The 25972-nt window shown below is 71.2% G+C and carries 25 protein-coding genes and 2 pseudogenes; 9 read left to right on the top strand and 18 right to left on the bottom strand.

From position 1 onward, the window contains the following. Positions 1–61: 61 nt before the first annotated feature. The 3 genes from AB0I52_RS27140 (at position 62) to AB0I52_RS27130 (ending at position 2446) form a co-directional block, all read left to right on the top strand. Entirely contained in the window at positions 62–535 is a 474-nt protein-coding gene (locus tag AB0I52_RS27140; protein ID WP_363076873.1) for an SCP2 sterol-binding domain-containing protein, read from the top strand. Positions 536–539: 4 nt separating this feature from the next. Then, a complete protein-coding gene (locus tag AB0I52_RS27135) occupies positions 540–1754 on the top strand; it encodes an acyl-CoA dehydrogenase family protein (protein ID WP_363076871.1) in 1215 nt (404 codons plus the stop codon). A 155-nt stretch (positions 1755–1909) separates the two neighbouring features. Continuing rightward, entirely contained in the window at positions 1910–2446 is a 537-nt protein-coding gene (locus AB0I52_RS27130) for a hypothetical protein (RefSeq protein ID WP_363076869.1), read from the top strand. 48 nt (positions 2447–2494) lie between these two features. Here the strand turns inward: AB0I52_RS27130 and AB0I52_RS27125 are convergent, their stop codons facing one another. Continuing rightward, entirely contained in the window at positions 2495–3748 is a 1254-nt protein-coding gene (locus AB0I52_RS27125; RefSeq protein ID WP_363076867.1) for a cytochrome P450, read from the bottom strand. A gap of 80 nt (positions 3749–3828) precedes the next feature. Between AB0I52_RS27125 and AB0I52_RS27120 the strand changes: the two genes are divergently transcribed. Then, entirely contained in the window at positions 3829–4680 is an 852-nt protein-coding gene (locus tag AB0I52_RS27120) for a hypothetical protein (protein ID WP_363076865.1), read from the top strand. Between the two features lie 55 nt (positions 4681–4735). Then, complete coding sequence (locus AB0I52_RS27115) at positions 4736–6808, top strand: MDR family MFS transporter (RefSeq protein ID WP_363076863.1); 2073 nt, start codon at positions 4736–4738, stop codon at positions 6806–6808. A 62-nt stretch (positions 6809–6870) separates the two neighbouring features. On the opposite strand, the gene AB0I52_RS27110 is transcribed toward AB0I52_RS27115, so the two are convergent. From AB0I52_RS27110 to AB0I52_RS27090, 5 genes are all read right to left on the bottom strand, one after another. Next, the gene (locus tag AB0I52_RS27110; protein WP_363076861.1) at positions 6871–7326 is read right to left on the bottom strand and encodes a YchJ family metal-binding protein; all 456 of its coding nucleotides are present in this window, start codon (positions 7324–7326) and stop codon (positions 6871–6873) included. Positions 7327–7456: 130 nt separating this feature from the next. Continuing rightward, entirely contained in the window at positions 7457–8284 is an 828-nt protein-coding gene (locus AB0I52_RS27105) for a hypothetical protein (protein WP_363076859.1), read from the bottom strand. A gap of 66 nt (positions 8285–8350) precedes the next feature. Then, positions 8351–8857, bottom strand: a complete 507-nt coding sequence (locus AB0I52_RS27100) for a SigE family RNA polymerase sigma factor (RefSeq protein WP_363076857.1) — start codon at positions 8855–8857, stop codon at positions 8351–8353. Between the two features lie 258 nt (positions 8858–9115). Continuing rightward, positions 9116–9352 carry a DUF397 domain-containing protein gene (locus AB0I52_RS27095; protein ID WP_024490276.1) on the bottom strand — a complete coding sequence of 79 codons (237 nt, stop codon included), beginning with the start codon at positions 9350–9352 and terminating at the stop codon, positions 9116–9118. After that, a complete protein-coding gene (locus AB0I52_RS27090; protein ID WP_363076855.1) occupies positions 9352–10212 on the bottom strand; it encodes a helix-turn-helix transcriptional regulator in 861 nt (286 codons plus the stop codon). The genes AB0I52_RS27095 and AB0I52_RS27090 overlap by 1 nt, the downstream gene beginning before the upstream one ends. A gap of 205 nt (positions 10213–10417) precedes the next feature. Here AB0I52_RS27090 and AB0I52_RS27085 point away from each other — a divergent pair, with 205 nt between their 5' ends. Together AB0I52_RS27085 and AB0I52_RS27080 are read left to right on the top strand one after the other, a co-directional pair. Further along, positions 10418–10876 carry an ATP-binding protein gene (locus AB0I52_RS27085; protein ID WP_363076853.1) on the top strand — a complete coding sequence of 153 codons (459 nt, stop codon included), beginning with the start codon at positions 10418–10420 and terminating at the stop codon, positions 10874–10876. Next, a complete protein-coding gene (locus AB0I52_RS27080; RefSeq protein ID WP_363076851.1) occupies positions 10870–11310 on the top strand; it encodes a hypothetical protein in 441 nt (146 codons plus the stop codon). Before AB0I52_RS27085 ends, AB0I52_RS27080 begins: the two co-directional genes overlap by 7 nt. Positions 11311–11379: 69 nt before the next feature. On the opposite strand, the gene AB0I52_RS27075 is transcribed toward AB0I52_RS27080, so the two are convergent. The 9 genes and pseudogenes from AB0I52_RS27075 to AB0I52_RS27035 all read right to left on the bottom strand — a co-directional run bounded on the left by AB0I52_RS27075 (position 11380) and on the right by AB0I52_RS27035 (position 21177). Continuing rightward, a complete protein-coding gene (locus tag AB0I52_RS27075; protein ID WP_363076951.1) occupies positions 11380–12972 on the bottom strand; it encodes a carbohydrate-binding protein in 1593 nt (530 codons plus the stop codon). Positions 12973–12979: 7 nt separating this feature from the next. After that, the gene (locus AB0I52_RS27070) at positions 12980–13639 is read right to left on the bottom strand and encodes a hypothetical protein (protein WP_363076849.1); all 660 of its coding nucleotides are present in this window, start codon (positions 13637–13639) and stop codon (positions 12980–12982) included. A gap of 92 nt (positions 13640–13731) precedes the next feature. After that, positions 13732–14796: pseudogene (locus AB0I52_RS27065) on the bottom strand (DUF2264 domain-containing protein); the annotation flags it as partial. 289 nt (positions 14797–15085) lie between these two features. Then, positions 15086–16426, bottom strand: coding sequence for a 6-phospho-beta-glucosidase (locus AB0I52_RS27060; protein WP_363076847.1), 1341 nt, complete (start codon positions 16424–16426; stop codon positions 15086–15088). A 140-nt stretch (positions 16427–16566) separates the two neighbouring features. Next, positions 16567–18108: a cytochrome P450 gene (locus AB0I52_RS27055; protein ID WP_363076845.1), complete on the bottom strand. Its 1542-nt coding sequence runs from the start codon at positions 18106–18108 to the stop codon at positions 16567–16569. 91 nt (positions 18109–18199) lie between these two features. After that, the gene (locus AB0I52_RS27050; protein WP_363076843.1) at positions 18200–18814 is read right to left on the bottom strand and encodes an ATP/GTP-binding protein; all 615 of its coding nucleotides are present in this window, start codon (positions 18812–18814) and stop codon (positions 18200–18202) included. Then, positions 18795–19166, bottom strand: a complete 372-nt coding sequence (locus AB0I52_RS27045; RefSeq protein ID WP_363076841.1) for a DUF742 domain-containing protein — start codon at positions 19164–19166, stop codon at positions 18795–18797. Before AB0I52_RS27045 ends, AB0I52_RS27050 begins: the two co-directional genes overlap by 20 nt. Continuing rightward, on the bottom strand, positions 19163–19570 hold the full coding sequence (locus AB0I52_RS27040) for a roadblock/LC7 domain-containing protein (protein ID WP_123464316.1): 408 nt from the start codon (positions 19568–19570) through the stop codon (positions 19163–19165). Before AB0I52_RS27040 ends, AB0I52_RS27045 begins: the two co-directional genes overlap by 4 nt. Then, positions 19567–21177 (bottom strand): ATP-binding protein, encoded by a 1611-nt coding sequence (locus AB0I52_RS27035; protein ID WP_363076839.1) that lies wholly within the window; start codon positions 21175–21177, stop codon positions 19567–19569. Before AB0I52_RS27035 ends, AB0I52_RS27040 begins: the two co-directional genes overlap by 4 nt. A 490-nt stretch (positions 21178–21667) precedes the next feature. Here AB0I52_RS27035 and AB0I52_RS27030 point away from each other — a divergent pair, with 490 nt between their 5' ends. Beyond that, positions 21668–22447, top strand: a complete 780-nt coding sequence (locus tag AB0I52_RS27030) for an IclR family transcriptional regulator (protein ID WP_363076837.1) — start codon at positions 21668–21670, stop codon at positions 22445–22447. Positions 22448–22469: 22 nt separating this feature from the next. Here the strand turns inward: AB0I52_RS27030 and AB0I52_RS27025 are convergent, their stop codons facing one another. After that, a complete protein-coding gene (locus tag AB0I52_RS27025) occupies positions 22470–22976 on the bottom strand; it encodes a MarR family transcriptional regulator (RefSeq protein WP_123464309.1) in 507 nt (168 codons plus the stop codon). Next, a complete protein-coding gene (locus tag AB0I52_RS27020) occupies positions 22973–24685 on the bottom strand; it encodes an FUSC family protein (protein ID WP_363076834.1) in 1713 nt (570 codons plus the stop codon). The genes AB0I52_RS27025 and AB0I52_RS27020 overlap by 4 nt, the downstream gene beginning before the upstream one ends. 137 nt (positions 24686–24822) lie before the next feature. On the opposite strand from AB0I52_RS27020, the gene AB0I52_RS27015 reads away from it, so the two are divergent. Then, positions 24823–25581 (top strand): VOC family protein, encoded by a 759-nt coding sequence (locus AB0I52_RS27015; RefSeq protein ID WP_363076832.1) that lies wholly within the window; start codon positions 24823–24825, stop codon positions 25579–25581. Between the two features lie 87 nt (positions 25582–25668). Here the strand turns inward: AB0I52_RS27015 and AB0I52_RS27010 are convergent. Further along, a pseudogene (locus tag AB0I52_RS27010) lies at positions 25669–25972 on the bottom strand (hypothetical protein); the annotation flags it as partial.

Genomic DNA, 25972 nt, shown 5'->3' with positions numbered 1-25972 from the left:
GAGGGGAGGCCCGACGCTTACCTTACTCAAAAGTAAGTTTACTTGAGAGTAAGGAACTGGCGTGGCCGACAACAGCAGCGGCAACCCCACCGGTGAACTGGCCGCACTCGACTTCGCGGCCGTCTCCCCGCCGGAGTTCGCGCGGATCGTGAAGGGCCTGTCCGCCAGGCAACTCGGCGAGGTCATGCACGGCGAACTGCGCACCCGGGTGCTCGGTGAGGTCTTCGGCCGGATGAGGCAGCAGTTCCGCCCGGACGCCGCGGGTCAGCTCAGGGCGCTGATCCGCTGGAAGATCACCGGGGACAGTGACGCGGTCTTCGAGACGTCGATCGCGGACGGCACCTGCACCATCAGCGAGGGCCGCTCCGACGCCGAACCGCGCACGACCCTGGTGATGGGGGACGCCGACTTCCTCAAGCTGGTCTCCGGCAACGGGAATCCGGTGACGATGTTCATGATGCGCAAGCTGAGGGTGGCCGGCGACGTCGGTCTCGCCTCGGGCCTCACCCGCTACTTCGACATCCCGAAGGCCTGAGCCGATGAGCTACTTCTCCCTCGCCCTCACCGAGGAGCAGCAGGACCTCCGTAACTGGGTGCACGGCTTCGCCGCCCAGGTGGTGCGCCCGGCGGCCGCCGAATGGGATGCCCGCGAGGAGACCCCCTGGCCGGTCATCCAGGAAGCCGCCAGGATCGGCCTGTACGGTTTCGAATCGCTGGCCGACATGTACGGCGACCCGACAGGACTCTCCCTCCAGATAGCCAACGAGGAGCTGTTCTGGGGCGATGCCGGAATCGGCATGGCCCTCTTCGGCACCTCCCTCGCCGTCGCCGGGATCTTCGCCTCCGGCACGCCGGACCAGCTCGCCGAGTGGGTTCCGCAGTGCTACGGCGACGAGGACGAGCCGAAGGTCGCGGCGTTCTGCGTGTCCGAACCGCAGGCCGGCTCCGACGTCTCCGCGATGACCACGAAGGCCCGCTACGACGAGGCCCGGGACGAGTGGGTCCTCTCCGGCCAGAAGGCCTGGATCACCAACGGGGGCATCGCCGAGATCCATGTGGTCGTCGCCTCGGTCGACCCTGCGCTCGGCGCCCGCGGGCAGGCCGCGTTCATCGTGCCGCCCGCCACGAAGGGCTTGGCGGCGAGCCGCACCATCAAGAAGCTCGGCCTGCGCGCCTCGCACACCGCGGACGTCTTCCTCGACGACGTACGGGTCCCCGGGCACTGCCTGCTCGGCGGAAAGGAGAAGCTGGACGCACGGCTCGCCCGCGCCCGCGAGGGCACCAACGCCAAGGGGCAGGCGGCGATGGCGACCTTCGAGGTCAGCCGCCCCACGGTCGGCGCCCAGGCGCTCGGCATCGCGCGCGCGGCGTACGAGTACGCGCTGGAGTACGCGGGACAGCGCGAGGCGTTCGGCCGCCCCATCATCGAGAACCAGTCGATCGCCTTCGCGCTCGCCGACATCCGTACCGAGATCGAGTCCGTGCGGCTGCTGATCTGGCAGGCCGCCTGGATGGCCCGCAACGACCGGACCTTCGACGCGGGGCAGGGCTCCATGTCCAAGCTGCGCGCAGGTGAACTCGCCGTGTCCGCCACGGAGAAGGCCGTGCAGATCCTCGGCGGCGCCGGGTACAGCCGGGAGCATCCGGTCGAGCGGATGTACCGCGACGCCAAGATCTACACGATCTTCGAGGGGACCAGCGAGATCCAGCGCCTGGTCATCGCGCGGGCGATCTCGGGGCGCCACATCCGCTGAGCCGGTGCGGGGCACCCGTCCGGACGCCGTCCGTGCGCGCCCCCGGGACGGACCCGCCGCACCGGGTGCATGCTCGTCCGGGTGAGAAGGCGGCCGGTGTACGGGGGCACAGCGGCCGCGGTGTCGCCAGGGTGCCCCCGCCACCGGGAGACCGTATGCACCGGACCACCGTTGTTTCCGCACTCGCACTCACCACCGCGCTGCTGACCGCCGCGTCGCCCGCCTCGGCCGGCACGCCGGCCGCCTCCGACGCCGGAACGGGCACCGGCTGGGAGCCCGCGCCCACCGCCCCGTTCGACGCGACGGCCGGCGCCCGCTGCGACTTCCCGATCCACGGCGAACCGGTCGTGGACGAGGTCGTGCAGAAAGTGCTCGCCACGCGTCCCGACGGATCTCCCTCGCAGATCGCGTACAAGGGCGCCCTGGTCATCCGGGTCACCAACACCGACACCGGCGCGTTCCACGACGCCGATGCCGGTGGCAGTGCGCTGGTCGACCACCACGCGGACGGTTCGCAGCGCTGGCACGCGATCGGGCCCGTGCTCGCCGGGATCGGCGGGCACGACAGCAACCTGCCGCGCGGGGAACAGCTGATCGACGGCATCTACACGCTGGACATCAGCTCCGCCGGGTACAAGACCCTCCACATGATCCACGGGTCCACGGACGACATCTGTGCCCACATCGGCTGACGCCCCATCGGGGGCGGCGGCCCGGCGATCCGTGCCGCCGCCCCCGACTCAGCCCGCGACCGGGGTGAACCGCACCGGCAGCGACCGCGGTCCCCGAGTGAAGACGCCCTGCTCGGACGGGGTGAATCCGTCCGCGAGACGTACGTCGGGCATCGCGTCCAGCAACTGGTTCACCCCGGTCTCCACCTCGGCCCTGGCCAGCAGCGCGCCCACACAGAAGTGCCGGCCCAGGGCGAACGCCAGATGGTCGGCCGCCGCGGAGAACGCCGTGGTGCTGGTCAGGTCCGTGCGGAAGATGTCGAACCGGTCCGGATCGCGGAACCGGGACGCGTCCCGGTTGGCCGAGCCGATGAGACAGGTGACGGTCGACCCGGCGGGCACCCGGCCGCCGCCGAGCTCCACATCGGTGGCGGTCTGACGCATGATCATGTGCACCGGCGGGGTGAAGCGCAGCGTCTCGGCGAAGGCCCGGTCGATGAGACCGCGGTCCTGCCGCACGGCCGCTAGCTGCTCGGGGTGGGTCAGCAGGTTGGCGAAGATCGAGGCGATGGCCTTGTCGGTGGTCTCGCCGCCCGCGGCCAGCAGCAGGCTGCAGAAGGCCTTGATGTCCCCGTCACTCATCCGTACGCCGTCGACCTCGGCCGCGCAGAGCGCGGAGAGCAGGTCGTCGCCGGGGGCGGCGCGGCGCTGCTGGATGACCGGGATCATGTACGCGGAGAATTCCTGCCGGGTCCGCTCGCCGGCCGCCGCCACGTCCGGGTCGCCCGCGAGGTTGCCGAGGAAGGCGATGACGGTGGTGTACCAGCCGTGGAAGCGGTCGTGGTCCGCCTTGTCCAGGCCGAGCATGTCCGCGATGACCAGGACGGGGAGCCGGGTCGCGAACGCGCCGACGAGATCGGCCTCGCCGGTGTGCCGGAAGGTGTCGATCAGCTCGCGGGCGTTGCGCTCGATGACCGGGAGGAACTTCTCCTGGAGGTCGGTGCCCCGGAAGGCCGGGGCGACCAGGGCCCGGCGCACGGCGTGCTCCCGGCCGCTGAGCTGGAGGATGGTCCTGCCGTGGACGGGTTCGATCTGCCAGTCGTAGTTGTCGGTGGTGAATTCCCCGGCCTTGTCCTTGAAGACCCGTTCGACGTCCTCGTAGCGGGAGACGATGTAGCTGTTCATCGCCTCGTGCCGGATCAGCGGGGCGCTCTCGCGCATGATCCGGTAGGCCCCGTAGGGATCGGCGGCGAAGCCGGGCGAGAGGATGTCGGGCACGGGCGGCTCCTGCGGGGCGAGCGACTCCTGCGGGGCTGACGTCATGACACTCCAGGGTCGTTGACGGGCGACGCCGTCCAGGTTATTGACCACCCGTCCGCTCACGCACCCTTTGGGGAAACATCATGGCCGCCGGCCCGCGCCCGTCCGTCCTCTTCGTCACCGACCTCGCCTACGAGGCCCGCGGGCGCCGCTACTGCGACGAGGACGTCTTTCTGACCTCACGGCTGCGCGAGGACTTCGACACAGCGCTCTGCCATCCGCGCGACGCCGCCGCCCTGCTGGACGGTTTCGACGCGACTGTCATACGCAACAGCGGCCCGGTGCTGCACTACCAGGAGGCGTACGACGCCTTCTGCGCACGGGCCCGGGAACTGGACGCACGGGTCTACAACCCGCTGACCGGGCGGGGCGACATGGCGGGCAAGCAGTACCTGGTCGACCTGAGCCGCGCCGGGTACCCGGTGATCCCCACCGTGGACCGGGCGGCGGACCTGGGGCTGCTGCCGGGGGCCGAGGAGTACGTGATCAAGCCGAAGCTGGGCGCGGACTCGGCCGGGCTGCGCTTCGTACGGAGCCCCGGACTGTCCCCCTGCCTGTCATCCGAGCTGTCCTCCGAGTCGGACGGGACCCAGCTGATCCAGCCGCGGATCGACTTCCGCCACGAAGTGTCCTTCTACTTCGTCGACCACGACTTCCAGTACGCGCTGTACGCGCCGCACCCGGAGCAGCGGTGGGTGCTGGAGCCGTACGAGGCGAGTGCGGCGGATCTGGGGTTCGCCCGGTCCTTCGTCGAGTGGAACACCCTCCGCCACGGCATCCAGCGGGTCGACGCGTGCCGGACGGCGGACGGCGAGCTGCTGCTCGTCGAGCTGGAGGACCTCAATCCGTACCTCTCGCTGGACCGGGTGGCGGAGCCGGTGCGGGAGGCGTTCGTGACCCGGATGAAGGCGTCGCTGCGGGACTTGCTGGCCTGACACGTCCGGCCGTTCCCCGCATGCGGGTGACAGGGCGCGGTGTGAGGGTGCAAACGTGACCACTGCCAGCGAGACCGCCCCCGCCGCGCAGAGTGCCGCAGCGCCGCCCCTGCTCGATCCGCGCCGCCGGAACATCGTCTTCGCCACGATCGTGCTGGGTATTCTGCTGGCCGCGCTGGACCAGACGATCGTGGGTACGGCGCTGCCCACGATCGTCTCGGACCTGGGGGGCGCCGCCCATATGTCGTGGGTGGTCACCGCGTATCTGCTGGCGGAGACGGTGGCGACGGTCCTGGTCGGGAAGTTCGGCGACCTGTTCGGCCGGAAGATCGTCTTCCAGCTCTCGGCGATCATCTTCATCACCGGTTCGTTCCTCTGCGGCCTCGCGACGAACATGACGCTGCTCATCGTGTGGCGCGGTCTCCAGGGCATCGGCGCGGGCGGTCTGATGGTCACGTCGATGGCGCTGATCGCCGATGTGATCCCGCTGCGCGACCGCGGCAAGTACCAGGGTGCGATCGGTGCGGTGTTCGGTGTCTCCACCGTCGTCGGACCGCTGTTGGGCGGGCTCTTCACAGACCATCTGACCTGGCGCTGGGCGTTCTACGTCAATGTGCCGATCGCGATCGTGGTGGTCATCGCCGCGGCCCGCACCATTCCCTCCGTGAAGGCCGCGGGACGTCCGGTCATCGACTATCTGGGCATCGCGATGGTCACGGTCGGGGCGAGCTCGCTGATCCTCGCGACCAGCTGGGGCGGCAACCAGTACGCCTGGGGCTCGCCCGTCATCATCGGCCTGTTCGTGCTCGGGATGGCCGCGCTCGCGGCGTTCTGCGTCGTCGAGTTCCGGGCGAAGGAGCCGATGCTGCCGATGCGGCTGTTCGGGAACCCGGTCTTCACGGTCTGCTCGATCCTCAGCTTCATCGTGGGGTTCGCGATGCTCGGCGCGATGATCTTCCTGCCGACGTATCTGCAGTACGTGGACGGGGACTCGGCGACCCTCTCGGGCGTCCGGACGCTGCCGATGGTCCTCGGTCTGCTGGTCGCGTCGATCTTCAGCGGCAACGTGGTCAGCAAGACCGGCCGCTATCGGATCTTCCCCATCGTGGGCTCGCTGGTCATGGCGGTCGGCCTGTTCCTGCTCTCCCGGATGGGTCCGGACAGCGGGGTGTGGCTGGAGTCGCTGTACATGCTGGTGCTCGGGCTCGGCATCGGCCTGTCCATGCAGGTGCTGACGATCGCGGTGCAGAACACCGTCGACTACTCGGACCTGGGCACGGCGACCTCGGGCGTCACGTTCTTCCGCACGCTCGGCAGCGCCTTCGGCACCGCGGTGTTCGGGACCATCTACGCCAACGCGCTCGGCCCCAATCTCAAGGACGGGATCGCGTCGGCGGCGCGGGCCGGCGGGAATCCGGCCGTGCTGGCGAAGGCGTCGCAGAGTCCGGAGGGCCTGCACTCGCTGCCCGGCGCCCAGGTGGCGCCGCTGGCCCAGGCATACGCCGACACCCTGCACACGGTGTTCCTGTGGACGGTGCCGGTCGCGGTGCTCGGGTTCGTCGTGGCGCTGTTCCTGAAGGAGGTGAAGCTGCGCGACACGGTACGGGCCGGCTCGACCGACATGGGCGAGGGCTTCGCCTCCCCGAGCGCCGGTGACTCGGCCCGGCTGCTGGAGTTCTCGGTGGCCAAGGTCCTGCGGCGGGTCGACCCGGGCACGGCCCGGCGGATCATCGCCGAATCGGACACCCGGCTCGACATGGCGGGGGCCTGGGCGGTGATGCAGGTCGAGCTGTTCACCCGGCTGGTCGGCCACGCGGGGCTCCGGCTGATCGCGGCCCGGCACCGGATTCCGCCGGAGGTGCTGGTGCCCGTCTTCGACCGGATGATCGAGGAGGGCTATCTCACCGGGGACGGCCATCTGTTCGCGCGCACCGAGGCGGGCAGCAGGGAGGCCGCGACCATCACGGCCGCCTGGGCGACCTGGCTCAACGAACAGCTGGGCCACGACGGCGAGCGCCCGGACGACGCGCGTGTGCGCGCCGCGGTCGACGTCATCGCCAAGCGGCTGCTGGCGGAGGACCTCACGCAGGAGCTGTCCCCGGCGGCCCCGGCCGGCGCGCCGGTCTGACGGGGCGGTGGCCTGACGGGGCGGCGGTCCGACGCGTACGGCCGCCGGACCCGCCGAGCGGCTCAGTAGGCGAAGACCGCCGATTCGTAGACCCAGGCGCCCTCGCAACGGACGAAGCGGCTCTTCTCGTGCAGCGAGTCGGCGCGGCCGTTGTCGTTGAAGTGCGCCCGGAAGGTGACCGTGCCCGTGGTGTGGAAGGCGCTGCCCTCCGTCGTCCCCAGGATCTCCAGCCGCTCCCAGCGCACCCCGGGATCGAGGTCGAGGACGTCCGGCCGGGTGTCGGGGTGCCAGGTGCGCAGCAGATACGCGGCGTCCCGGACGGCGAAGGCCGCGTACCGCGAACGCATCAGCGCCTCACAGGTCGGCGCGGCGGCCCCGGAGTGCAGCCGCCCGCAGCACGCGCCGTACTCGGCGGGCAGCCCGCACGGACAGGGCGATGCCGCGGTGATCTCCGGTACGGGAACGGTGCGGGCGCTCGCGGCGGACGGGCGCCGGGGGCGTGAGGTGCGTCGGGACATGGGGTCCATTGTGGCCTGTGACAGGGCCGTGCCCGCGCGCCGGCGGTCGCCGGCCGCGCCCTCAACCTCCATGACCCGCCGGCGCAGCAGGTCATGGAGGTTCCGCCGCCGTTTCCGGCCGTGCGACGGGTCAGCCGACGGCACCGAGGATCGGTGCCCAGGCGGGACCGGTGAGTGCGGCCACCGCCTGCTTCTGGGAGAGCGGGGGGGCGTCACGGGTCGGCTTCGGCGTGCTTCCGCCATCGAAGTCGCCGGCGGTGTTCCACTGCACCATCTGGAGCTGGGCACCGGTCGACTTCAGGGTGACCGTCGTCGTCCAGCGGTGAGCGATGCCGGAGTCGGGTACGGGGTCGCCGCCCATCGGCTGCCTCTCCGCGATCTTCTCCGACATCACCAGGGCTCCGCCGGGAAGCGCGGCACTGCTCGGCAGCTCGCTCAGCTCGCAGGTGTCGCCGGCCTTGGCAAGCCCGGCCGTTCGGTCGCAGCTCAGCCCTTCGCCGTCCCTGAGCGGCAGCTTGAGCCGCAGGGCCGAAACACCGACGTTGGCGGCGCCGTGCCCGTCGTTGACGTCCACTCCGCCGTTGGCGACCCACCCGCTGGACGGATTCGAGGGGTCGTTGCTCTGCCCGTGCTCCTGGTCGAACCGGCTCCCGGGGAACGTCTTCTTCACAGCGTTGATCATCTGGGTGCCGGTGATCGCGGAACGGGGCATCGCCAGCGCCACCGTTTCCATGTCGGACCCTTCGGAGCCGGCCCCGGCGAGCACCCCGGGAAGCACCAGGCCGGCTGCCGCGATCGCGGCGCAGGCGCCGACCCCGGCGATGACGCCGGCGTTGCGCCGACGTCGGCTGCGGCTCCGCCCGCGCTCGACGGCGCCGCTCGTGAGCGTGGTGAGATCGGGTTCGAGGGAGTCCGCCGTGCGGTTCAGGGCGTGTGCGAGGTCTGCTTCGAACGGCATGGTGGCGTCACCTGTTCTGTCGCTGATGTGGATTTCGGGGTGGTTTCGACCTGTGCGCACCGGTGTTCAGTGCGGAACCAGGTCGGACAGGCTGTCGCCGAGCAACGCGCGCACCCTGTTGAGTGCCCGGGTGCCCTGGGAGCGGACCGCGCCGCTGCCCAGCTTGAGCATCTGGGCGGTCTCCTCGATGCTGCGGTCCTCCCAGTAGCGCAGCAGCAGCACCGCCCGGTCCCGGGGCGGCAGTTGTCCGAGCGCGTCCAGCAGGGTGAGCCGCAGTGCGGCGTCCGGGCCGGCCGCCGCACTGTCGGGCATGTTCCCGATGGGGCGCTCGCCGGTGCTTCGCCGGCGCCGCAGGGTGAGGGAGGTGCGGACCAGAACCGTCTGGGCGTAGGCCGCCGGGCTGTCCGCTCCGGCCACCCGCTTCCAGTGCACGTACACGCGGCTGAGGGTCTCCTGGACGAGGTCCTCGGCAAGATGTGTGTCGCCGGCCGCGAGGACGTACGCCGAGCGGTACAGCGCCTTCGCCCTCGTGGCCACGAACTCCAGGTACTGATCCTCCTGTGCTGATTTCACTCGGCCACCGTCTGTTCTCTTGTTCCGTGATCCCCGTGCATACCCCTCTTGACTACGCGAGACGGCAGGATGTCGCGCGGCCGGAGCACCTTCGTTCCCACCGCTGCCGGGTGAGCGGTGTTCCGCGCAGGGCGGGCTACGGTGAACGGGAGAGCCAGCCCGTGGCCGGCACCGAATCCACGTGTTCGGCAGTCGGGTACGAAGTGAGCCCCGCCCGGTCACGGGCGGGGCTCAGTCCCAGGTCAAGTCAGTCCCAGGTCAGGTCAGCAGGAAATCCGCCTGACCGGCCTTCGCTCCCTGGATGAACGCGGCGATCTCGCGGTGGGTGTAGATCAGGGCCGGGCCGTCCGGGTCCGCGGACTGGCGCATGGCGATTCTTCCGTCGGACAGCTTCATCGCCTCGACACAGTTGCCGCCGTTGCCACCGCTCCACGGCTTGTACCAGCCCTCGGAGCCGAGTTCGGCGGCCGGCATGCCGTTGTATATGGGTGTCATCACAGCTCCTTGCGGAAGCCCCGGAGGATTTCCTTCGTGCGTTGTGCAGTCGCGGCCTGGGCCGCCATACGGTCCATGACCTCGAGGTAGGAGGCCACCTCGGGGCGGGCGTCGAAGTAGACGGCCCCGGTCAGGTACTCGCTGTAGACCATGTCGGGGAGCTCCGGGACGGCGAACCGGAAGAGCACGAAGGGCCCGTAGGTGCCCGGGTGATGGCCGGTCGAGAACTCGGCGATCTGGAGGGTCACGTTGGGCATCGCGGTCGCTTCGAGCAACTGGTCGATCTGGGCGCGCATGGCCTGCGGGCTGCCCACCGGGCGGCGCAGCACCGTCTCGTCCATCACGACCCACAGCCGCGGGGCGTCCGGCCGGGTGAGCAGGGACTGGCGCTGCATCCGCAGCGCCACATGGCGCTCGATGTCCTCCGGCCGGGTCTGGCCGACCGCTCCGGTACGCATCACCGAGCGCGCGTAGTCCTCGGTCTGCAGCAGCCCGGGGACGAAGTGCGGCTCGTACATGCGCAGCAGGCTCGCGGCGCCCTCCAGGCTGACGTACATGCTGAACCAGTCGGGCAGCACGTCGTGGAAGCGCTGCCACCAGCCGGGCTTGTTGGCCTCCTCGGCGAGGACGACGAAGGCGTCGGACTCCTCCTCGGAGATCCCGTAGGCCTTCAGGAGCAGCTGTACATAGGGGATCTTGAGAGCGACCTCGGCCGTCTCCAGCCTGCGTATCGTCGCGGGCGCGACACGCAGCACCTTGGCGGCATGGTCCCGGCTCAGGCCGACACGTTCCCGCAGATCCTGCAGGCGCTTGCCGAGAACGACCTGACCCACGGTCGGGGCGGACCGCGGTTCACTCACTTCAGACCTCCCCATGCGCTGTTTGCGAGCAGTGTGCCATGCGCGTGGCATCAAAGACACAGCCACTCTGGAAATTTCAGAGTGCCCCTTGCCAAGTGTTCACGACAGGGGGAGAGTTGGTGAGTGAACCAGTTCACCAGTCGCGTCCACCTCCTTTCACGAGGATCGCGAAGCGTGACACAGCCCCCACTGTGAGGATTCGGTCGTGGCACCTGGCAGTGCGCTCATCTCCCGGCTCATGGATCTCAGCCCCGGGACGGAAGCGCTCCGGTACTGCTTCGCGCTGCCCGCGCACCCGGAGTCGGTGGCCGGTGCCCGGCGGCTGACGCGGGCCCGGCTGAACGAGTGGCGGCTGGGCGGCGACGCACACGACGCGGCGATCCTCATCGTGTCCGAACTGGTCACCAACGCGGTGGTGCACACCGCCAGCTCTCGCGTCGTGTGCGAGCTGCGCTGCCTCGATCACCGGCTGCGCATAGCCGTACAGGACCAAGGGCACCAGCCGGGCGGGCCGCAGTTGTGCCGCAGCGCCGATGACGAGCACGGACGCGGCCTGCTGCTCGTCGACGCGATGTGCAGTGCCTGGGGGTCCCGCGACGCCGGGGGCGGCTCGGGCCGCATCGTCTGGGCAGAACTGCCGCACGGCACGGAGCACTCATGCTGAAGAACGCGATGTCCCACCTCCTCGGAACCCGCCGGTCCCGTGAGCCCGGCCGCCCCGGTGGTGGCGGCCGCGTGCAGCTGCCGCTTCCCTCAGCCCTTTCGGCGACCCTGGGCTGCGATGCGGTGGGGGTTCCGGCGCGGTACGGCTTCCGGCTGATGTCTCATCTGCCGCGCACCGGCTGTGTCTTCGACGACGGGGAGCGCTGGTGGTGGATCGTCCCGTCGGGCTCGGACCTCGATCTGAACTGGCCCGCGCAGGCCGCCTACGCACGAGGGGCCTACGTCCCCGCCGTACGGCCCCGGCTGATCCACCAGCCCGACAGCCGTACGCCGTACACGCCGCCCATCCCGCTCTACCTGATGGTCTGCCAGGTGACCGGTGTGACGCCCTCGTGGACGTCCGCGGGCGGCTCGCGTGTCCCCTCCGCCCCCTGACCGCCCACCGGACGTGCGTACGGGTGGGGGCCGGGGCATCATCCGACGCCCCGGCCCCCACCCGCGTACTCACCTGCCGAACGTCAGCCAGTCGACGGCCGCGGTCCTCGGGCCGCCCGCGGCGACGACATACACGTCGTGCGAACCGGTGACGGTGTGCAGCAGCTTCGCCGACTGCTCCTGCCAGGTGTCTGCGCCGCCCGTCGCCCTCACCGGCAGCACACCCACGATCCGGCCCTTCGGGCTGTCCAGCCGCACCTGGAGCAGCCCGGTCACGCCCCGGCCCGGCGCCGCGACGCGGAGGGTCATCCGGTCGGCGCCCGCACCGAACTCGACCTCGTGGAAGCCGAAGCGGTCGCCCGAGCCCAGCAGCCCGGTGGCGGCGTCACCCCGGGTGGTACCCACGACGTCGGTGGCCGGTTCGGCCTGGAGCGTCCCGGCGGCGTCCGGCCCGTCGGCGTACAGACGGATCTCGTTCACACCCCATTCCGTGCCGCCCGGTGCGGTGAGGGTGATCCGCAGATAGCGGACGGTGGCGGTCGGGAAGACGGCCTCCTGGGTGAAGGAACGGCCGCTCACCTCGGCGACCGGCTTGCCCCACCGCTTGCCGTCACTGCTGGTCGCGACGGTGAACCCGGACGGGTGCCCGGTGGCGTCGAGACCCGCGTCGAGGGCCAGCCGGCCGACGGTCTTCGGTGCGCCCAGGTCGACGGTGAGCGACTGGCCCGGGGCCTGGAGCGCGGCGGACTTCCACTGGGTGGTCTGGACACCGTCCACGGCCGCTGAGGCGTCGGAGCCGTCGGACGCGGTGGCCATCCAGCCGTCGTTGCGGACCCGGGACCGGCAGCCGGGCAGGTTGCAGCCCGCCGACCAGATGGCGTCACCGTACTCGTAGGCGCCCTGGTCGGGGCCGGCGCCGCGCACCCCGGTGGTCACCCCGTCGACGGTCTCGCCCGCGTCGATGGCGGGCGAGCCGGCGCGCAGCCACAGTTCGCCGTTGCGGGTGTCGGTGTAGCCGGGGTCGGTGGGCGGCAGGAGGTTGCTGCGCACGACGGGGCCCGGGTTGCCGGGTCCGGAGATCTCGGTCTTGGTCATCCCGACGATGTTGCTGACGTACGTGCCGGTGGCGTCGGTGGCACCGCTCAGCCGGACCGAGGCGCCCGTGATGCCCTGGCCGTACGAAGAGTTGTGGTCGCGGTTGCCGAGGCTGACGCCGCTGTGGCCGTTGAAGAAGGTGCCCCGGGTGCCGGTGTTGTACGCGACGTTGTGGTGGAGCAGGAAGTTGCCGGAGGAGTTGTCGATGCAGTAGCCGACCTGGCCGTCGTCGTCGTGGACGATGTTGTGGTCGACCTCGGTGCCGGTGGCGTCCAGGTTGCAGCAGACGTAGAACGGGCTGCCGTCGCGGGAGGTCCGCATCGCCTCGGAGAGGTCGTTGCAGGCGATCTCGTTGTTGTGGAAGGGCACTCCGTTGAGCTGCCACGACACGTCGATGCCGCCCCGTCCGGTGCGGCGGACGGTGTTGTGGGTGACGGTGTGGTCGCTGCCGTTGATCTCGATGCCGGGGGTGTAGCTGCCCATCCAGCCGACGTCGTGGATGTAGGTGTTGGTGACCGTGTTGCCGCTGCCGCGCACCAGGACGCCGGTGCCGGCGGAGTAGCCGATCTCGCTGTCACGCAGGGTGTTGCCGGTGCCGAGGAGCTGGACGCCGGAGTCCAGGATCCGGGGAGACGCCGATGTGGCCCTCGCCCGGTTCGATGGCGAGTTCGTCGTCGGCGGGCATCGGGAGCGTCGAGTACTCGGAGACGTAACGGGCGTTCAGGTCCTCGACGAGGACGCCGGTGCTGTCCTCGCCGGTGCGCAGCGAGGTGCCCCAGAGGTCGAGGCCGCGCACGGTGACGTGGGAGCTGCCGCTGAGGTCGATGCCCCAGGAGCGGTGCTTGGCGGTGACGGTGTGGCCCCGCATTCCACCCTTGGGCGGGACGAGGTACAGGGTCTTCGCGGCCTTGTCGTAGTACCACTCGCCCGGCTGGTCGAGGGTCGCCCTGGATCCCACCAGATAGTAGTTGCGGTAGTTCTTGTCGCCCATGCAGAGCGGGTCGCAGCGGTAGTTGCCGCCCTTGAAGTCGAGCGCGCCCGCAGTGGTGGAGGTGACCGTTCCGGTCTGCTGGCTCCAGGGGTTGGAGCCGGCCCACAGCTGGACGGTGGCGCCGGTGAGGTCCCCGGCGGGCAGGGCCGGGTCGTCGATGTGCTGGTCGGTGGAGGTCTTCTCGGCGACGGCCCGGGCCGGGTTGAGCGGGTCGGTGCCGGAGTTGGGCCAGCGGCCCTCCATGGCGCGGCCGCCGTCGAGGAAGAGGGCGTTCTCGCTCGTGTCGAGCGGCAGGTCCGCGCGGAGTCGCGGTCGACGGCGAAGGCGCCCTCCGCGGTGTGCAGCGGCCGTGCGGTGCGGACGCGGTGGACGCGCAGCTGCCAGGGCGGGGCGGCGGTGAGCCAGGTGGTGATCTCGACGTCGGGCCACGGGTGCCAGGTGGAGCGGACGGTGTCGTCGGTGACCTGGTGGGCGCCGGGTTCCTCCCGTACCCGGTAGTGGGCGCCGCTGTCGTCGCTGAGGGCCAGCACGGAGTCGTACGCCCCCTGCTCCAGTCCGGCCGGTCCGGCGGGCAGGCTGAAGCCGAACCGCGTGGAGTAGGCGAACTTGGCGTACTTCTCGGCCCCGTGGCGGACCCAGGAGTGGTGCTGGCGGCCGGCGAGCAGGGTGACGTCGCCGCCGGAGCGCATCAGGACGGCGCCCGCGTGCGGCTGGGGCGATACGGCGGGCGGGGCGGGGGCACTGCGTTCGGCGGCGGTCCAGAAGCGGTGTCCGGCGGGCAGCGCGAGCGGCAGGAAGGTCTTCATCGCCCAGTACGGGGAGCCGGGGGCGTTGTACTGCTCGGCGAGCGCGGGCTGGGGATAGGCGTGGCCGACGGAGAGGAGTCCGCCGGGCGCCGCGTCGGGGCGCCGCTGCCACCAGCGCAGATGACGCATCAGGTGTCCCTTGACGACTCCCCAGGGCAGGGCTTCGACACCGGCGTACGGGAGGGCGGACCAGAACGCGGCCTGTGCGAAGCGGTAGGTGAGGGAGCGGCCGTAGGGGACGGCGGCGCCGTCGTCGGCGAACCAGTGCTGGAAGTCCTGGGCGAACAGGGCCGCCCTCATCCGGAAGCGCACGGCCCGTTCGGGGTCGCGGTGTCCGGCGAGTGCCGCGTAGAGCAGTCCGTAGAAGTGCATCGCCCACGGCACGTAGTAGTCGCGGCGTTCGGTGGGTCCGTCGGAGTACCAGCCGTCGCCGCGGGCGAAGGTCTCCAGCCGGTCCAGGCAGGCGGTGACCCGTTCACGGTCGTGGGGGACGCCGACGCGGTCGAGTCCGAGTCCGATCAGGACGGGGAAGAAGAGCCAGTTGTTGAGGTGGAACGTCTGGTCACCGGGGCGCCGTTCGCCCGCGCCGTGCACAGGGAGGAGCTCGCGCACAGCGGCTGACCTGCCCTTTCGCCTGCCCTGGACGCCGGTCACGCCGCGTTGTCAGTGGTCGGATCTCCTGTGGAACCACTGATCGAGAAGTCCGTGGCAGTGCGGGTTGAACGGGTGTGAAGGGGGCACGGTCGGGCCGATGACGACGCGGGCCGTGGCGGGGCGGCGGACTCCGTGCAGCGGGGAGACCGACCCGCAGCGGCACGGCATCGGCACAACGGCGGCACGCATCGGCACGGCAGCGGCCGGGACGCATGTGCCGCGAGCGGTGCTACGTCAGATAGGCGAGACCGGGGTGGACCCGGGTGTAGCCGTCGACCAGGCGACGGGCGACCGAGACCGAGTCGACCAGTGGGTGCAGGGCGAATGCCCGGACGGCGTCGGCGCGCGAACCGCTCGCCGCCGCGTCCAGCACCGCGCGTTCGACGGCCTTGACCGAGGTGACCAGGCCGACGGCGTGGTACGGGAGCGGGTCGACGGCGACGGGATGGGCGCCGTTCGCGTCCACGAGGCACGGCACCTCGATGACGGCGTCCGCGTCGAGCACTGAAAGGGTGGTGCGGTTGCGGACGTTGAGGATCAGGGAGGTCCGCTCGTTCCGGGCGACGGCCCGCATGAGGGCCAGCGCGACCTGCTCGTAGCCGCCGGAGTCGAGATCGCTCTCGTCGCGCTCACCGGCCCCGGCGACATCCCGGTTCTCCGACATATAGGTCGCCTCGCGCTCCGCGCGGGTGCGGTCCCAGGTGGCCAGTGCGGGGGTGTCCGGGTGCTTCATCCGCCCGTAGAAGCCCTCTTGCTGTTCGCGGAGGAAGGCGCCCCGGGTCTGCTCCGCCTCCTGATAGGCGCGGACCGCCTCGCGGTTGAAGTAGTAGTAGTGCAGGTACTCGTTGGGGATCGCGCCCAGGGACCGCAGCCAGTCGCCGCCGAAGAGCCGGCCCTCCTCGAACGAGCCGAGCAGCTCCGGGTCGGCGAACAGGCGCGGCAGTTCGTCCCGGCCCTCGACGTACAGCCCGCGCACCCAGCCGAGGTGGTTGAGGCCGACGTAGTCGACCCGGGCCCGGTCGGGGTCCGCGCCGAGCACCCGGGCGATCCGGCGGCCGAGGCCGACCGGCGAGTCGCAGATGCCGATGACGCGGTCACCGAGGTGCCGGGACATGGCCTCGGTGACCAGGCCGGCGGGGTTGGTGAAGTTGATGACCCAGGCGTGCGGTGCGAGCCGGGCGATGCGCCGGGCCAGGTCGACCGCGACCGGCACGGTGCGCAGACCGTAGGCGATTCCGCCCGCGCCGACGGTCTCCTGGCCGAGCACGCCTTCGTCGAGGGCCACCCGTTCATCGGCGGCCCGGCCCGCGAGCCCACCGACCCGGATCGCGGAGAAGACGAAGTCGGCGCCGCGCAAGGCGTCGTCGAGCTCGGTGGTGGCGACGACGGCCGGCGCGTCCCGGATGCCCTCGGCCTGTTCGGTGAGCACCCGGGCGACGGCGGTCAGCCGGTCGGCGTCCGTGTCGTAGAGGGTGACCGCGGAGACCCGCCCCTCGGCGTGGTCGGCGAGCAGTGCCCCGTACACCAGAGGAACCCGGAACCCGCCGCCACCCAGAATTGTCAGCTTCACGCTTCCGCATGGTACGTGGGGTGCCGCGAGGAGACTCCGCGCGACGGGCCGGTGGCGGCGCCCGGCGGACCGCGGCCCGTCGGGAGGGGACGTTTCCGCTCCCCTGCCGCCGGGCCGCCGTCGTCATCCGCTGCCGGTCATCAGCCGTTCCACCAGCTGGTCACGACGCGCCACAGCCGGGCCGGGACGGCGGGCCGGCGCTGCTGCGGGATCAGGCCCGGTGCCGGAGCCGAGCCGTCGGCCGCGACGGTCGCTCCGGTCGGGCCGGCGTCGGCCGATTCCGACGGTACGGGGACGCGGACCGGGATCGGCGCCGTGTGGCGGACCGCCGACTGCACCTCCCAGTCCTGGCGGGCCGGATTCGGCTTGCCCATGGACGGCGGTTCCCTGTCGTCCTGCGGGAGGCGCGACGCGAACTCGGCGGGCAAGGTCAGCAGGTGACGGCCCATGATGTTGCCGACCCACCGGAGTTCGCTGTCGTCGACGGCGAGTTCGAGGTCGGGCAGCCGCATCAGCAGCGCCTCGACGCCGACGTCGGCGATGGCCCGCCCGATGTCCTGCCCAGGGCATTCGTGCGGTCCGCTGCTGAACGCGAGGTGGGCGCGGTTGCCCTCCATGTTGGCGCCGAGGTCGGGCCGTACCACCGGGTCGGTGTTGGCCGGGGCGATGCCGACGATCATCGCGTCGCCCGCCTTGATGCGCTGCCCGCCCAGTTCGGTGTCGCCGACCGCCCAGCGGCCGAAGACCGCGGTGAACGGCGGCTCGTCCCAGAGGCTCTGCTCGACCGCCTCCGGGACGGTCATGTGGCCGCCGCTGAGCCTGGCCCGGAACCGCGGGTCGGTGAGCACCATGCGGAGCACGCTGGCGATCAGGTTGGTGGTCGCCTCGTAGGAGGCGATCAGGATGAGCCGCAGATGCTCCGCGACCTCCTGGTCGTTCATGTCCGCGGGGTGCTCGACGAGCCAGGTGGCGAAGTCGTCCGCGGGTTCGCGGCGGCGCCGTTCGACGAGACGGCTCAGCGCGGCGAGCACGTAGGCGTTGCTCTCGACGGCGGTGGCGGTGCCCCGGGTCATGTCCCGGGCGGCCTGCACCATCCGGTCGTTGTACTCCTCGGGCATGCCGAGGATCGCGCACATCACCATCATCGGCAGCCGCTCGGCGAAGTCGGTGACCAGGTCGGTGCGGCCCTCCCGGCAGAAGTCGTTGACGAGCCGGTTGCTGTAGCGGTTGATGTGGCGGCGGACGCCGCGGGTGTCGATCCGGCCCATGGAGTCGGTGACGGCGCCGCGCTGGCGTTCGTGGGTGGCGCCGTCGGCGAAGACGCAGATCGGCTGCCAGGTGAAGATCGGGGCCAGTGGGTGGTCGGGCGCCACGCTGCCGTCCTGCAGGGCCCGCCAGCGGCGGGAGTCGCGGGAGAACTGCGAGGGGGTGCGGGTCATGTGCAGGTTCTCGCTGTGTCCGAGGACCAGCCAGGCCGGCACGTCGCCGTGCAGCAGCACGGGCGCCACCGAGCCGTGCTCGGCACGCAGCTTGTCGTACAGACCGTGCGGGTCCTGTTCTGCCTCGGGGCCGTAGAACCGTCGCAGGCCGCCGGGGCCGATGCCGAGGCCGTGGGCCGGGCACTCGGGGGGCGGTACCGGACCCGTGGCCGCTCCGGGCTCGTAGGGGAATGGGGTTGTCACGATCGCTCCAGGGATCAGGCTGCCAGGGCCGGACGAATGGGATACGCGGTGGGGGCGCGCGGAACGGGTGCGCTGAACGCGTTCGGGAACGTCAGCCGAGCGGCACGGCCGCACTGTGCAGATATCGCATCAGGGTCAGCAGCACGTCGCGGCTGGAGGCCCGCAGCCGGGCGTCGCAGTCGATCATCGGGACCTCGTCCGGCAGGTCCAGGGCGCTGCGCAGGGCCTCGACGGGGTGCTTCGGCGCGTCGGGGAAGGTGTTGACGGCGACGACGAACGGCACGCCGCGTTCCTCCAGCCGTCCGATGACGTCGAAGCTGACCTCCAGCCGGCGGGTGTCGATGAGGACGACGGCGCCCAGTGCCCCCTCGAACAGGCCGTTCCACAGGAACCAGAAGCGTTCCTGTCCGGGGGTGCCGAACAGATAGAGGATCAGCTCCTCGCTGATGCTGATCCGGCCGAAGTCCATGGCGACCGTGGTGGCGGTCTTGCTCTCCACGCCGGAGTTGTCGTCCACGCCGACGCCGGCCTGGGTCATGGTCTCTTCGGTGGTCAGCGGCCGGATCTCGCTGACCGATCCGACCATGGTCGTCTTGCCGACCCCGAACCCGCCGACGATCACGACCTTCACCGCGGCGGTGGCCGTGGTGGGAAGGACGTCCTCGCTCCGGGGGCCCGTGATCGTGTCAGAGTTTCTGAAGTCCATGCATCACCGCTTCGAGGAGGGACCTGTCCGGTAGGGTCGCGCGGATGATCGGCGCTCGCGATTCGATCAGCTCGGTCGCGAGGAGATCGGTGAGGAGCGAGGTCACCACGCTGAACGGCAGGCTGAGGTAGGCGGAGATCTCGGCGACGGACAAGGGGGCCTGACAGAGCCGCAGGATCACGGCCTGCTCGGGCTGGACCGTCGGTGTCGGCTGTGACTTCGAGACCACCATCGTGACCAGGTCGAGTGCTGCCCGCTCGCTGCCGTCGGGATCGCCGGTGATCACGTAGAGCCGTTCCGGGTCGCTCAGCTCCGGATCGACCGTGCGGCGTTCTCGTCGGATAGAACTCATCCGGCCTGCCCGTCGTGCCGGGGCGGACTCGTCAGATGGGCGCCGATCCGTACGACCATGTCGCGCATCCGCGATCCGACGAGTCCGGCGTCCACCGTCTCACCGGCGAGCACGGCGAGATACGCGCCGGTTCCCGCGGCCATCAGGTAGAAGAATCCGCCGGTGACCTCGATGACGACAAGCCGCATCCGGCCGTCGCTGTACGGGATCTCCGAGGCGACGGCCGCGGCCAGGCTCTGCAGTCCGGCACAGGCCGCCGCGAGCCGGTCCGCGACATCGGGGTCGCCGCCGTGCCGGGCGATGCGCAGACCGTCCGCGGAGAGGACCACGATCTGATGGATGTCCGGAACGTCGTCGGCCAGCTCTTTGAGCATCCAGTCCATGTTGCCCCGTTGCTGGATCACTTCAGGTCTCCCTTGTCCCACGCGTCATCGGAGTCTTCGTCGGGCCTGGGCTCCTGGGGAACGCCGTTGGCGGCCTTGGTGAACGCCTCCAGCCAGATCCCGGGAGGCGGTTCCTTGCCGTTGTGCTGGCCGTTTCCGTGGCCGTTCGTCCGGCCCGCGGTGGGATCCGCGGACTGCGCGGGGAGGTGGTGGGAACCCAGCGGTGCGCGGCCGCGGCTACGGCGCTGCGGGAGTCCGCCCGCGGTCCACTCCGTCACCACGGGGAGTTCGTCCTCCATGGCGACGGCCGGGGCGGGGGCTGCCGGGCGGGTGGCGGGTGCCACCGGGCCGGTGGCCGGACGGGCGCCCAGGGGGCTGGGCTTGCGGTGGGTGCTGCGTGCCGGGACGACGTGCTTCATGTCCGCGAGGTCGATGTCGCTGGTGGGCCGCGACGTGGCGCCGATGCCATGGGCGATACCGGGTGCGGGACCGGTGGTGATCATGGAGCGGGGCACGATGAGCACCGCGCGGACACCGCCGTACGCGGACTGCCGCAGCGAGACCTGGAGGTCGTACATCCGCGCCAGCCGGCCGACGACCGCCATGCCGAGCCGCGGGGACTCGCCGAGGTCGTTCATGCTGGAGCCGGCCTGGGCCCTGGCGAGCATGTTCTCCGCCCGTGCGCGGGCCTCCTCGCTGAGACTGACGCCGCCGTCCTCGATCTCGATGGCGATGCCGGTCTGCACCTCCACGGCGGTGACGTGCACGCGGGTCTGCGGCGGTGAGTACCGGGTGGCGTTGTCGAGGAGTTCGGCGCAGGCGTGGATGAGCGGTTCGACCGCGGTGCCGATGATGGCGACCTTGGCGATCGAGTGCAGATCGACGCGCGGGTACTCCAGGATCCGTGACATGGCACCGCGCAGCACGCTGAACAGCGGTACGGGCTTGGGCCACTGACGGCTGGGGCGGGCACCGCCGAGGACGGCGATGGAGTCGGCGAGCCGGCCGATCAGCGCGGTGCCGTGGTCGATGCGGAGCAGGTCGTCGAAGACGTCGGGGTTGCGCCCGTGGTGCTCCTCCATCTCCCGCAGTTCGCTGGCCTGCCGGTGGACGATCGCCTGGACGCGGCGGGCGACGTTGACGAAGGCGCGCTGCGCGGAGTCACGCGTCGCCTCCTCGTTGTCGATGATGTCCAGCACCGTGTAGACGAGGGAGCGCTGGGCGTCGGGGAGATGCCGGTAGACGGGGTCGGCGTCCACGACGTCGCGCAGCACCTCGTCGGGGGAGTTGCCCACCCGCAGCCGGTGGATCGCGGCGGGCAGGAGCTCCTTGCTGATCCGTACGGTCTCTTCGTCGTGGTTGGCGATACGCCGTTCCAGGCCGGTACAGCGGTGCTCGTACTCGGCGCGCAGCCGGCGGATCGTACGTGCGCGGCGGGCGAGTTCGGCGGTGAGCAAGGCGACCACGACGGTGGCGAAGGCGCCGCACCCGACGACTGGCATCCGGGCGACCTCGGCAACCAGTGCCAGGGCGACGGCAGTCACGCCCGCCATCGCGACAACGGACAGCAACACGGCTCGGCCGACAGGTGTTTCTCGGTCGATCGGCGGTGATTCAACACGAACCATCTAAAACCTCTGGCGGTTGACTCGGGAGATATACGCGCTTACAGGGCAGTTGGGAACAAGCGCTCGAATTCACATCAACTCGACTTCACTGCGCGTGAGCTTAGTCAGATCGAAACAGTGCTTCGACGCATTCACCCAACCCCCTGCGCGAGCACTCCAGCGGTAATACACTCGCGGGTTTTGCACTCAGCGCCTCCAAGCGTGCGCGGGGAGTGACGGGCGGGAATATTTCGGAAGAATCACTCCCCCGCGTCCCGCACCACGGGACGAACCCTCTGTCGCGCACCTCCGTGGAACGACCTCAACACACGTCAGCAGTAAGGTGATTGAAGGAGTCGGCGGCCACATCAGTTCCTGAGTGATCCATTCCGTACCGCACTACGGGACAAGCGCACATGTGATCGAAGTGGATCGAAAGGAACAGATTCATGACCGACACCTGGATGGAGCACACGGTCGCCGTACGAACGAACAGGGGAACGGACACCTCATGGGGCCGACACGGGAATACACCATCGAGTCACTCGACACCGGGCTGAGGCTGATGCGGCTGTTCCTCACGCATGACTCGCTCACCGTCTCCGAGGCGGCCGAGCGGCTCTCCGTCGGCCGCTCCACCGCCCATCGCGTGCTGAGCACACTGGAGGGGCGCGGTTTCGCGATCCGGGACTCCTCGGGCCGCGGCTACGCGGCCGGCCCCGAACTCGTGCGGCTCGGCCGCCCCGCCGGATTCGACCCCGACGTCCGCGAACAGGTCGGTGCGGTACTGGACGACGCGGTGCGGCGGACCGGCGAGACCGTGCAGAGCGCCGCACTCATCGGTGACCGGATCGTCGTCACCGACGGCCGCGAGTCGACGCACCCGGTGCGAGTGGTGCTGGAGACGGGGCGCACGCACCCCGCGCACGCCACTTCGGGCGGCAGGATGCTGCTCTCGCGGATGACCGCGGAACAGGTCTGCGCCCTCTGTCCGCAGGAGGCGCTGGAGGAGGACACCCGGCACCCGGTCGGCTCGCGGTCGGCGCTGCTCGACGAGCTGGCTGAGATCCGCGCGTGCGGATACGCGCTCGGCCGCGGCGAGTCGGTGCCGGGCATGAACACCGTCGCCGTACCGCTGGCCGGTTCCAGCCCCCGGGACCGGCTCGCGCTGGTGGCCTGCGTCCCCGCCCACCGCGGCGACGACGCCTCACTGGTACGTCGCGCCGAGGAGCTGCGGCGGTCGGCCGCGCTGCTCGGCCCGGCAGGGCGGGTGCCCGAGCAAGGAGCCTGACGGGGCGCCGCAGTGGGGACGGTCAGCGGCGGGCGCCTCCGATGCGCCCCTCCAACTGCACCAGCAGCTCGCTGAGCTGCGCGCTGAGCCGGTCGCGGGACTCCGCGTCGAGACCGGAGAGCACCGCGCGTTCGTACGCCAGCTGCTGCGGCAGCAGCCCGTCGACGAGCTCCCGCCCCTCGTCGGTGAGCCGGACGTGTGCGACCCGGCGGTCCCGGTCGTCGCTGCGGCGGTCGGTGAGGCCGCGCTCCTGGAGGACCCGCAGGCGCTTGGTCACGGCCGCGCCGGAGGAGAACGTCTCCCTGGCCAGTTCGCCGGGGGTGAGTTCACGGTCGGTGCGGCGCACGGCGCCGAGCAGGTCGAACTCGGCACGGGTCAGTCCGGCCGCCCGCAGCGGGGCGTCCTCGGCCTGCTGGAGCAGGGCGGCGCAGCGGTTGATCCGGCCGATGAGTTCCATGGGTCCGGTGTCGAGGTCCGGGTTCACTGCCCGCCACTGCCGTACCACCGAGGCGACGATGTCGTCGGTCACACCGCTCCGTTCTCCGGGGCCGGGGCGATCGGCCCCTGCCGTATTGCTGTCGCCGCGAGCGTACGGTGTCCGGCCTGCTCAGCCGCGAGTACCTCCTCCTGGGGCAGGTCGCGCTGCCACCATTCGCCGGCCGCCGTGTCGTCCGCCTCGCGCAGTTCGACCAGTGATCCGGTGAGTCCGCGGCGGGCGGCTTCGAGGGCGCCGGGGCCGGGTGCCGCGAGGGTCTGCACGGCGTGCGCGTGGGCGCGGGCCAGTTCGGCGGCCGCCAGTGCCGATTCCACCCGGCCGGCGGCGCGGCGGTTGGTGACGAGCAGCGCGGCGAGGAATCCGACGGCGGCGCCGATGACGGTGTCCAGGACCCGGTCGCCGATGAGTTCACCGGCCGGGTGGGCGCCGGCGTACTCCAGGACCAGCAGGGCCATCGGGGTCACGGCGACGGAGCCGAGCCAGTAGTTGCGGGTGATCAGTGCCTCGGCGGCGAAGCCGAAGAAGAGGCAGCAGCCGATCAGGGCCAGGGGGCCGGTCCGGGTCACCGGGAGGACGGCGGCGAAGACGAGGACGCCGAGGAGGTTGCCGACGGTGCGCTGGAGCGTCCGGTTCCAGGAGAGCGTCACGTTGGCCTGGCAGAGGGAGGCCGCGGTGACGATCGCCCAGTAGGGGCGGCCGACGCCGGCGGCCGACGAGACATAGCCGGCCAGGGCGCAGCCGATGAGGGCACGGGCCGCGATCGGCAGCAGCGGGGACCCGGGGCCGAGGCGGCGCAGCAGTGCGCGGCGTGCTGCGCCGGGGGCGGTGGGGCGCAGGACCGCACGTTCGGCTTCGACGCCGAGGAGTTCCGCGGCCGTTCCGGGGGCGGCCGGCGGGGTGGGCACCGGTCCGCGGGCCCGGGTCCGCTCGGCCCAGTCGCGCAGCAGGGCCGGGTCGGTGACGGGGGTTGCGCCGCCCGCGGCCGGCGCGCCCGCGGAGAGCGCGGCCTCCGCGTGGACGACGAGGCGTTCCAGGGCGCGGCGTACGGGGGTGGGGCGTCCGGCGGCGATGAGGGTCTGCCACGCCGCGTGCACGGCGGCGACCGCGGCGCGCCGGGTGCGGTGACCGGGCTCGGCGGCGTAGGCCGCGGCGGCGTTCAGGGCGCGGGCCGTCGCGTGGCGCTCGGGTCCCTCGCGGCGGACCAGGGCGGGACCGGCGACGGTGACCAGCCAGGAGACGGCGCCCGCGCCGAGGGTCAGGGCGAGATGGCCGGGCACCTGGCCGAGCCGCTGTGGGGCGAAGAGGGCGGCGGAGCTGACGAAGGTGAGGATCAGCGGTCCCGGGGGCCCGATCCGGGTGGCGTCGCAGAGCAGCTTCTGCCCGGCTGCCAGGAGTGCGCCGACGGCGATCAGGACTGCGGTGGAATCGGTCAGCGACGCCGTGACCAGGGACACCGCCAGTCCGGCGAGCATCCCGAGGACGACCCCGACGACGGTCCGGGCGCGTCGCGCGTACGGCAGGCTGTGGCCGTAGAGCGCACAGAGCGAGCCGGCCATCGTGTACATCACGAGGTCGAGGCGGTCGACGGAGAACAGCACCAGGTTGGGTATCGCCGTGGCCACGACCACGCTGGACGCCGGTTTGAGCCACATGTCCGAGGGCCTGACCAGGCGCAGCGGAGCCGCCAGGGGGAGTCTGCGGACGGAGGGCTGCCGACGGGGCCGCGTAGTTGTATCGCTCACTCAAATACGTTAGCAGGTATTACACATATAAAACACTTCGATCGGGATCCTCGCACCGATGGCCCGCCGCCGCGTACGGCCATAGCGTTCACACAGGCAGGAGAGTCACACAGACCCACACATACACGGAGGAAGCGATGAAGCTCACCGCACCGGTGCCCGGTGGTCCCTGCTGGATCGAGCTGAGCACCTCCGACGTCCCGGCGGCCACAGCGTTCTACGCGGCGCTCTTCGGCTGGCGGTGCGAGACCGATCCGCGCGAGGAGGCGGGCGGCTACACCATGGCCCACCTCGGCGATGCCCGCGTCGCCGCGCTCTGCCCGGTCTACCAGCCGGGGCAGCCGCCGGCCTGGACGGTCTCGTTCGCCACCGAGGACGCGGACAACTCGGCCGAGAAGGTGACGGCGGCGGGCGGTTCGCTGCTGGTCGGCCCGATGGACGTCTTCGACCAGGGCAGGTTCGCCGTGGCCGCGGACCCGTCCGGCGCGGTGTTCTCGCTGTGGCAGGGCCGTGCGTTCGCGGGCGCCGACCTGTTCAACGCCCCGGGCACACTGGGCTGGGCCGAGCTCGTCACCCGGGAGACCCAACCGGCGCTCACCTACTATCCCGCCGTTCTCGGCTGGACGGTCAGACCCTCGGGGACGTACCCGCAGTGGGGCATCGACGGCGCGGACTTCGGCGGTGTGCTGACGATGGACGAGAAGTTCCCGCCGGAGGTGCGGCCGCACTGGCTGCCGTACTTCGTGGTCACGGACGTCGACGCGGCGGCCGCCTCGGCGCGGCGGGCCGGCGGCGATCTGCTGATGTCGCCCACGAGCATTCCGCAGGGCCCGCGCATCGCCGTGATCCGGGACCCGCAGGGCGCCGTGTTCGGTATTCACCGGACGGGCCAGTAGGGGCGGCCCCCGCACACCGCCCGACCGGGGGCAGCCACCCGGGCGCCGGGCGGGCCCGGACGTGGCACACCGGCCGAGGCGCCCCGGTCAGCGGCTCTGTTCGTCCGTCGCCTGGACGTGGTCCGCGATGCCGACCACCAGGACGCGGGTGCCCGGCTCGATCGGGCGCCAGCGGTGGACGAGGCCGCCCGCGCAGTAGAGGTGTCGCCGCGCTCCAGGTCTACGCGGTGTTCGCGAGGCCGGGGCCGCCGGAGAGCGTGCGCGAGAGCGAGAAGGACGGCCCGGCGGGCTGAGTACGACGTAACCGCCGGCGCCCCGCACACCATGGTGTGCGGGGCCGGCGGTCAGTTCGTCGGCCGGCACGAGGAGTTCGTCGCGGCGGGTCCCGGAG

The sequence above is a fragment of the Streptomyces sp. NPDC050423 genome, assembly GCF_040655445.1.
Classification (GTDB): domain Bacteria; phylum Actinomycetota; class Actinomycetes; order Streptomycetales; family Streptomycetaceae; genus Streptomyces.
The sequence above is the reverse complement of the archived record's forward strand: the minus strand, read 5'-3'. Positions and strand labels throughout refer to the sequence as shown.

Coding starts and splice junctions, on each gene's coding strand:
- AB0I52_RS27120 (WP_363076865.1), top strand. CDS start 3,829: ATGGCCGCCGGCCCGCGCCCGTCCGTCCTCTTCGTCACCGACCTCGCC.
- AB0I52_RS27050 (WP_363076843.1), bottom strand. CDS start 18,814: ATGGACTTCAGAAACTCTGACACGATCACGGGCCCCCGGAGCGAGGAC.
- AB0I52_RS27095 (WP_024490276.1), bottom strand. CDS start 9,352: ATGACACCCATATACAACGGCATGCCGGCCGCCGAACTCGGCTCCGAG.
- AB0I52_RS27035 (WP_363076839.1), bottom strand. CDS start 21,177: ATGGTTCGTGTTGAATCACCGCCGATCGACCGAGAAACACCTGTCGGC.
- AB0I52_RS27135 (WP_363076871.1), top strand. CDS start 540: ATGAGCTACTTCTCCCTCGCCCTCACCGAGGAGCAGCAGGACCTCCGT.
- AB0I52_RS27080 (WP_363076851.1), top strand. CDS start 10,870: ATGCTGAAGAACGCGATGTCCCACCTCCTCGGAACCCGCCGGTCCCGT.
- AB0I52_RS27125 (WP_363076867.1), bottom strand. CDS start 3,748: ATGACGTCAGCCCCGCAGGAGTCGCTCGCCCCGCAGGAGCCGCCCGTG.
- AB0I52_RS27105 (WP_363076859.1), bottom strand. CDS start 8,284: ATGCCGTTCGAAGCAGACCTCGCACACGCCCTGAACCGCACGGCGGAC.
- AB0I52_RS27015 (WP_363076832.1), top strand. CDS start 24,823: ATGAAGCTCACCGCACCGGTGCCCGGTGGTCCCTGCTGGATCGAGCTG.
- AB0I52_RS27110 (WP_363076861.1), bottom strand. CDS start 7,326: ATGTCCCGACGCACCTCACGCCCCCGGCGCCCGTCCGCCGCGAGCGCC.
- AB0I52_RS27045 (WP_363076841.1), bottom strand. CDS start 19,166: ATGAGTTCTATCCGACGAGAACGCCGCACGGTCGATCCGGAGCTGAGC.
- AB0I52_RS27030 (WP_363076837.1), top strand. CDS start 21,668: ATGGGGCCGACACGGGAATACACCATCGAGTCACTCGACACCGGGCTG.
- AB0I52_RS27070 (WP_363076849.1), bottom strand. CDS start 13,639: ATGGAGGGCCGCTGGCCCAACTCCGGCACCGACCCGCTCAACCCGGCC.
- AB0I52_RS27130 (WP_363076869.1), top strand. CDS start 1,910: ATGCACCGGACCACCGTTGTTTCCGCACTCGCACTCACCACCGCGCTG.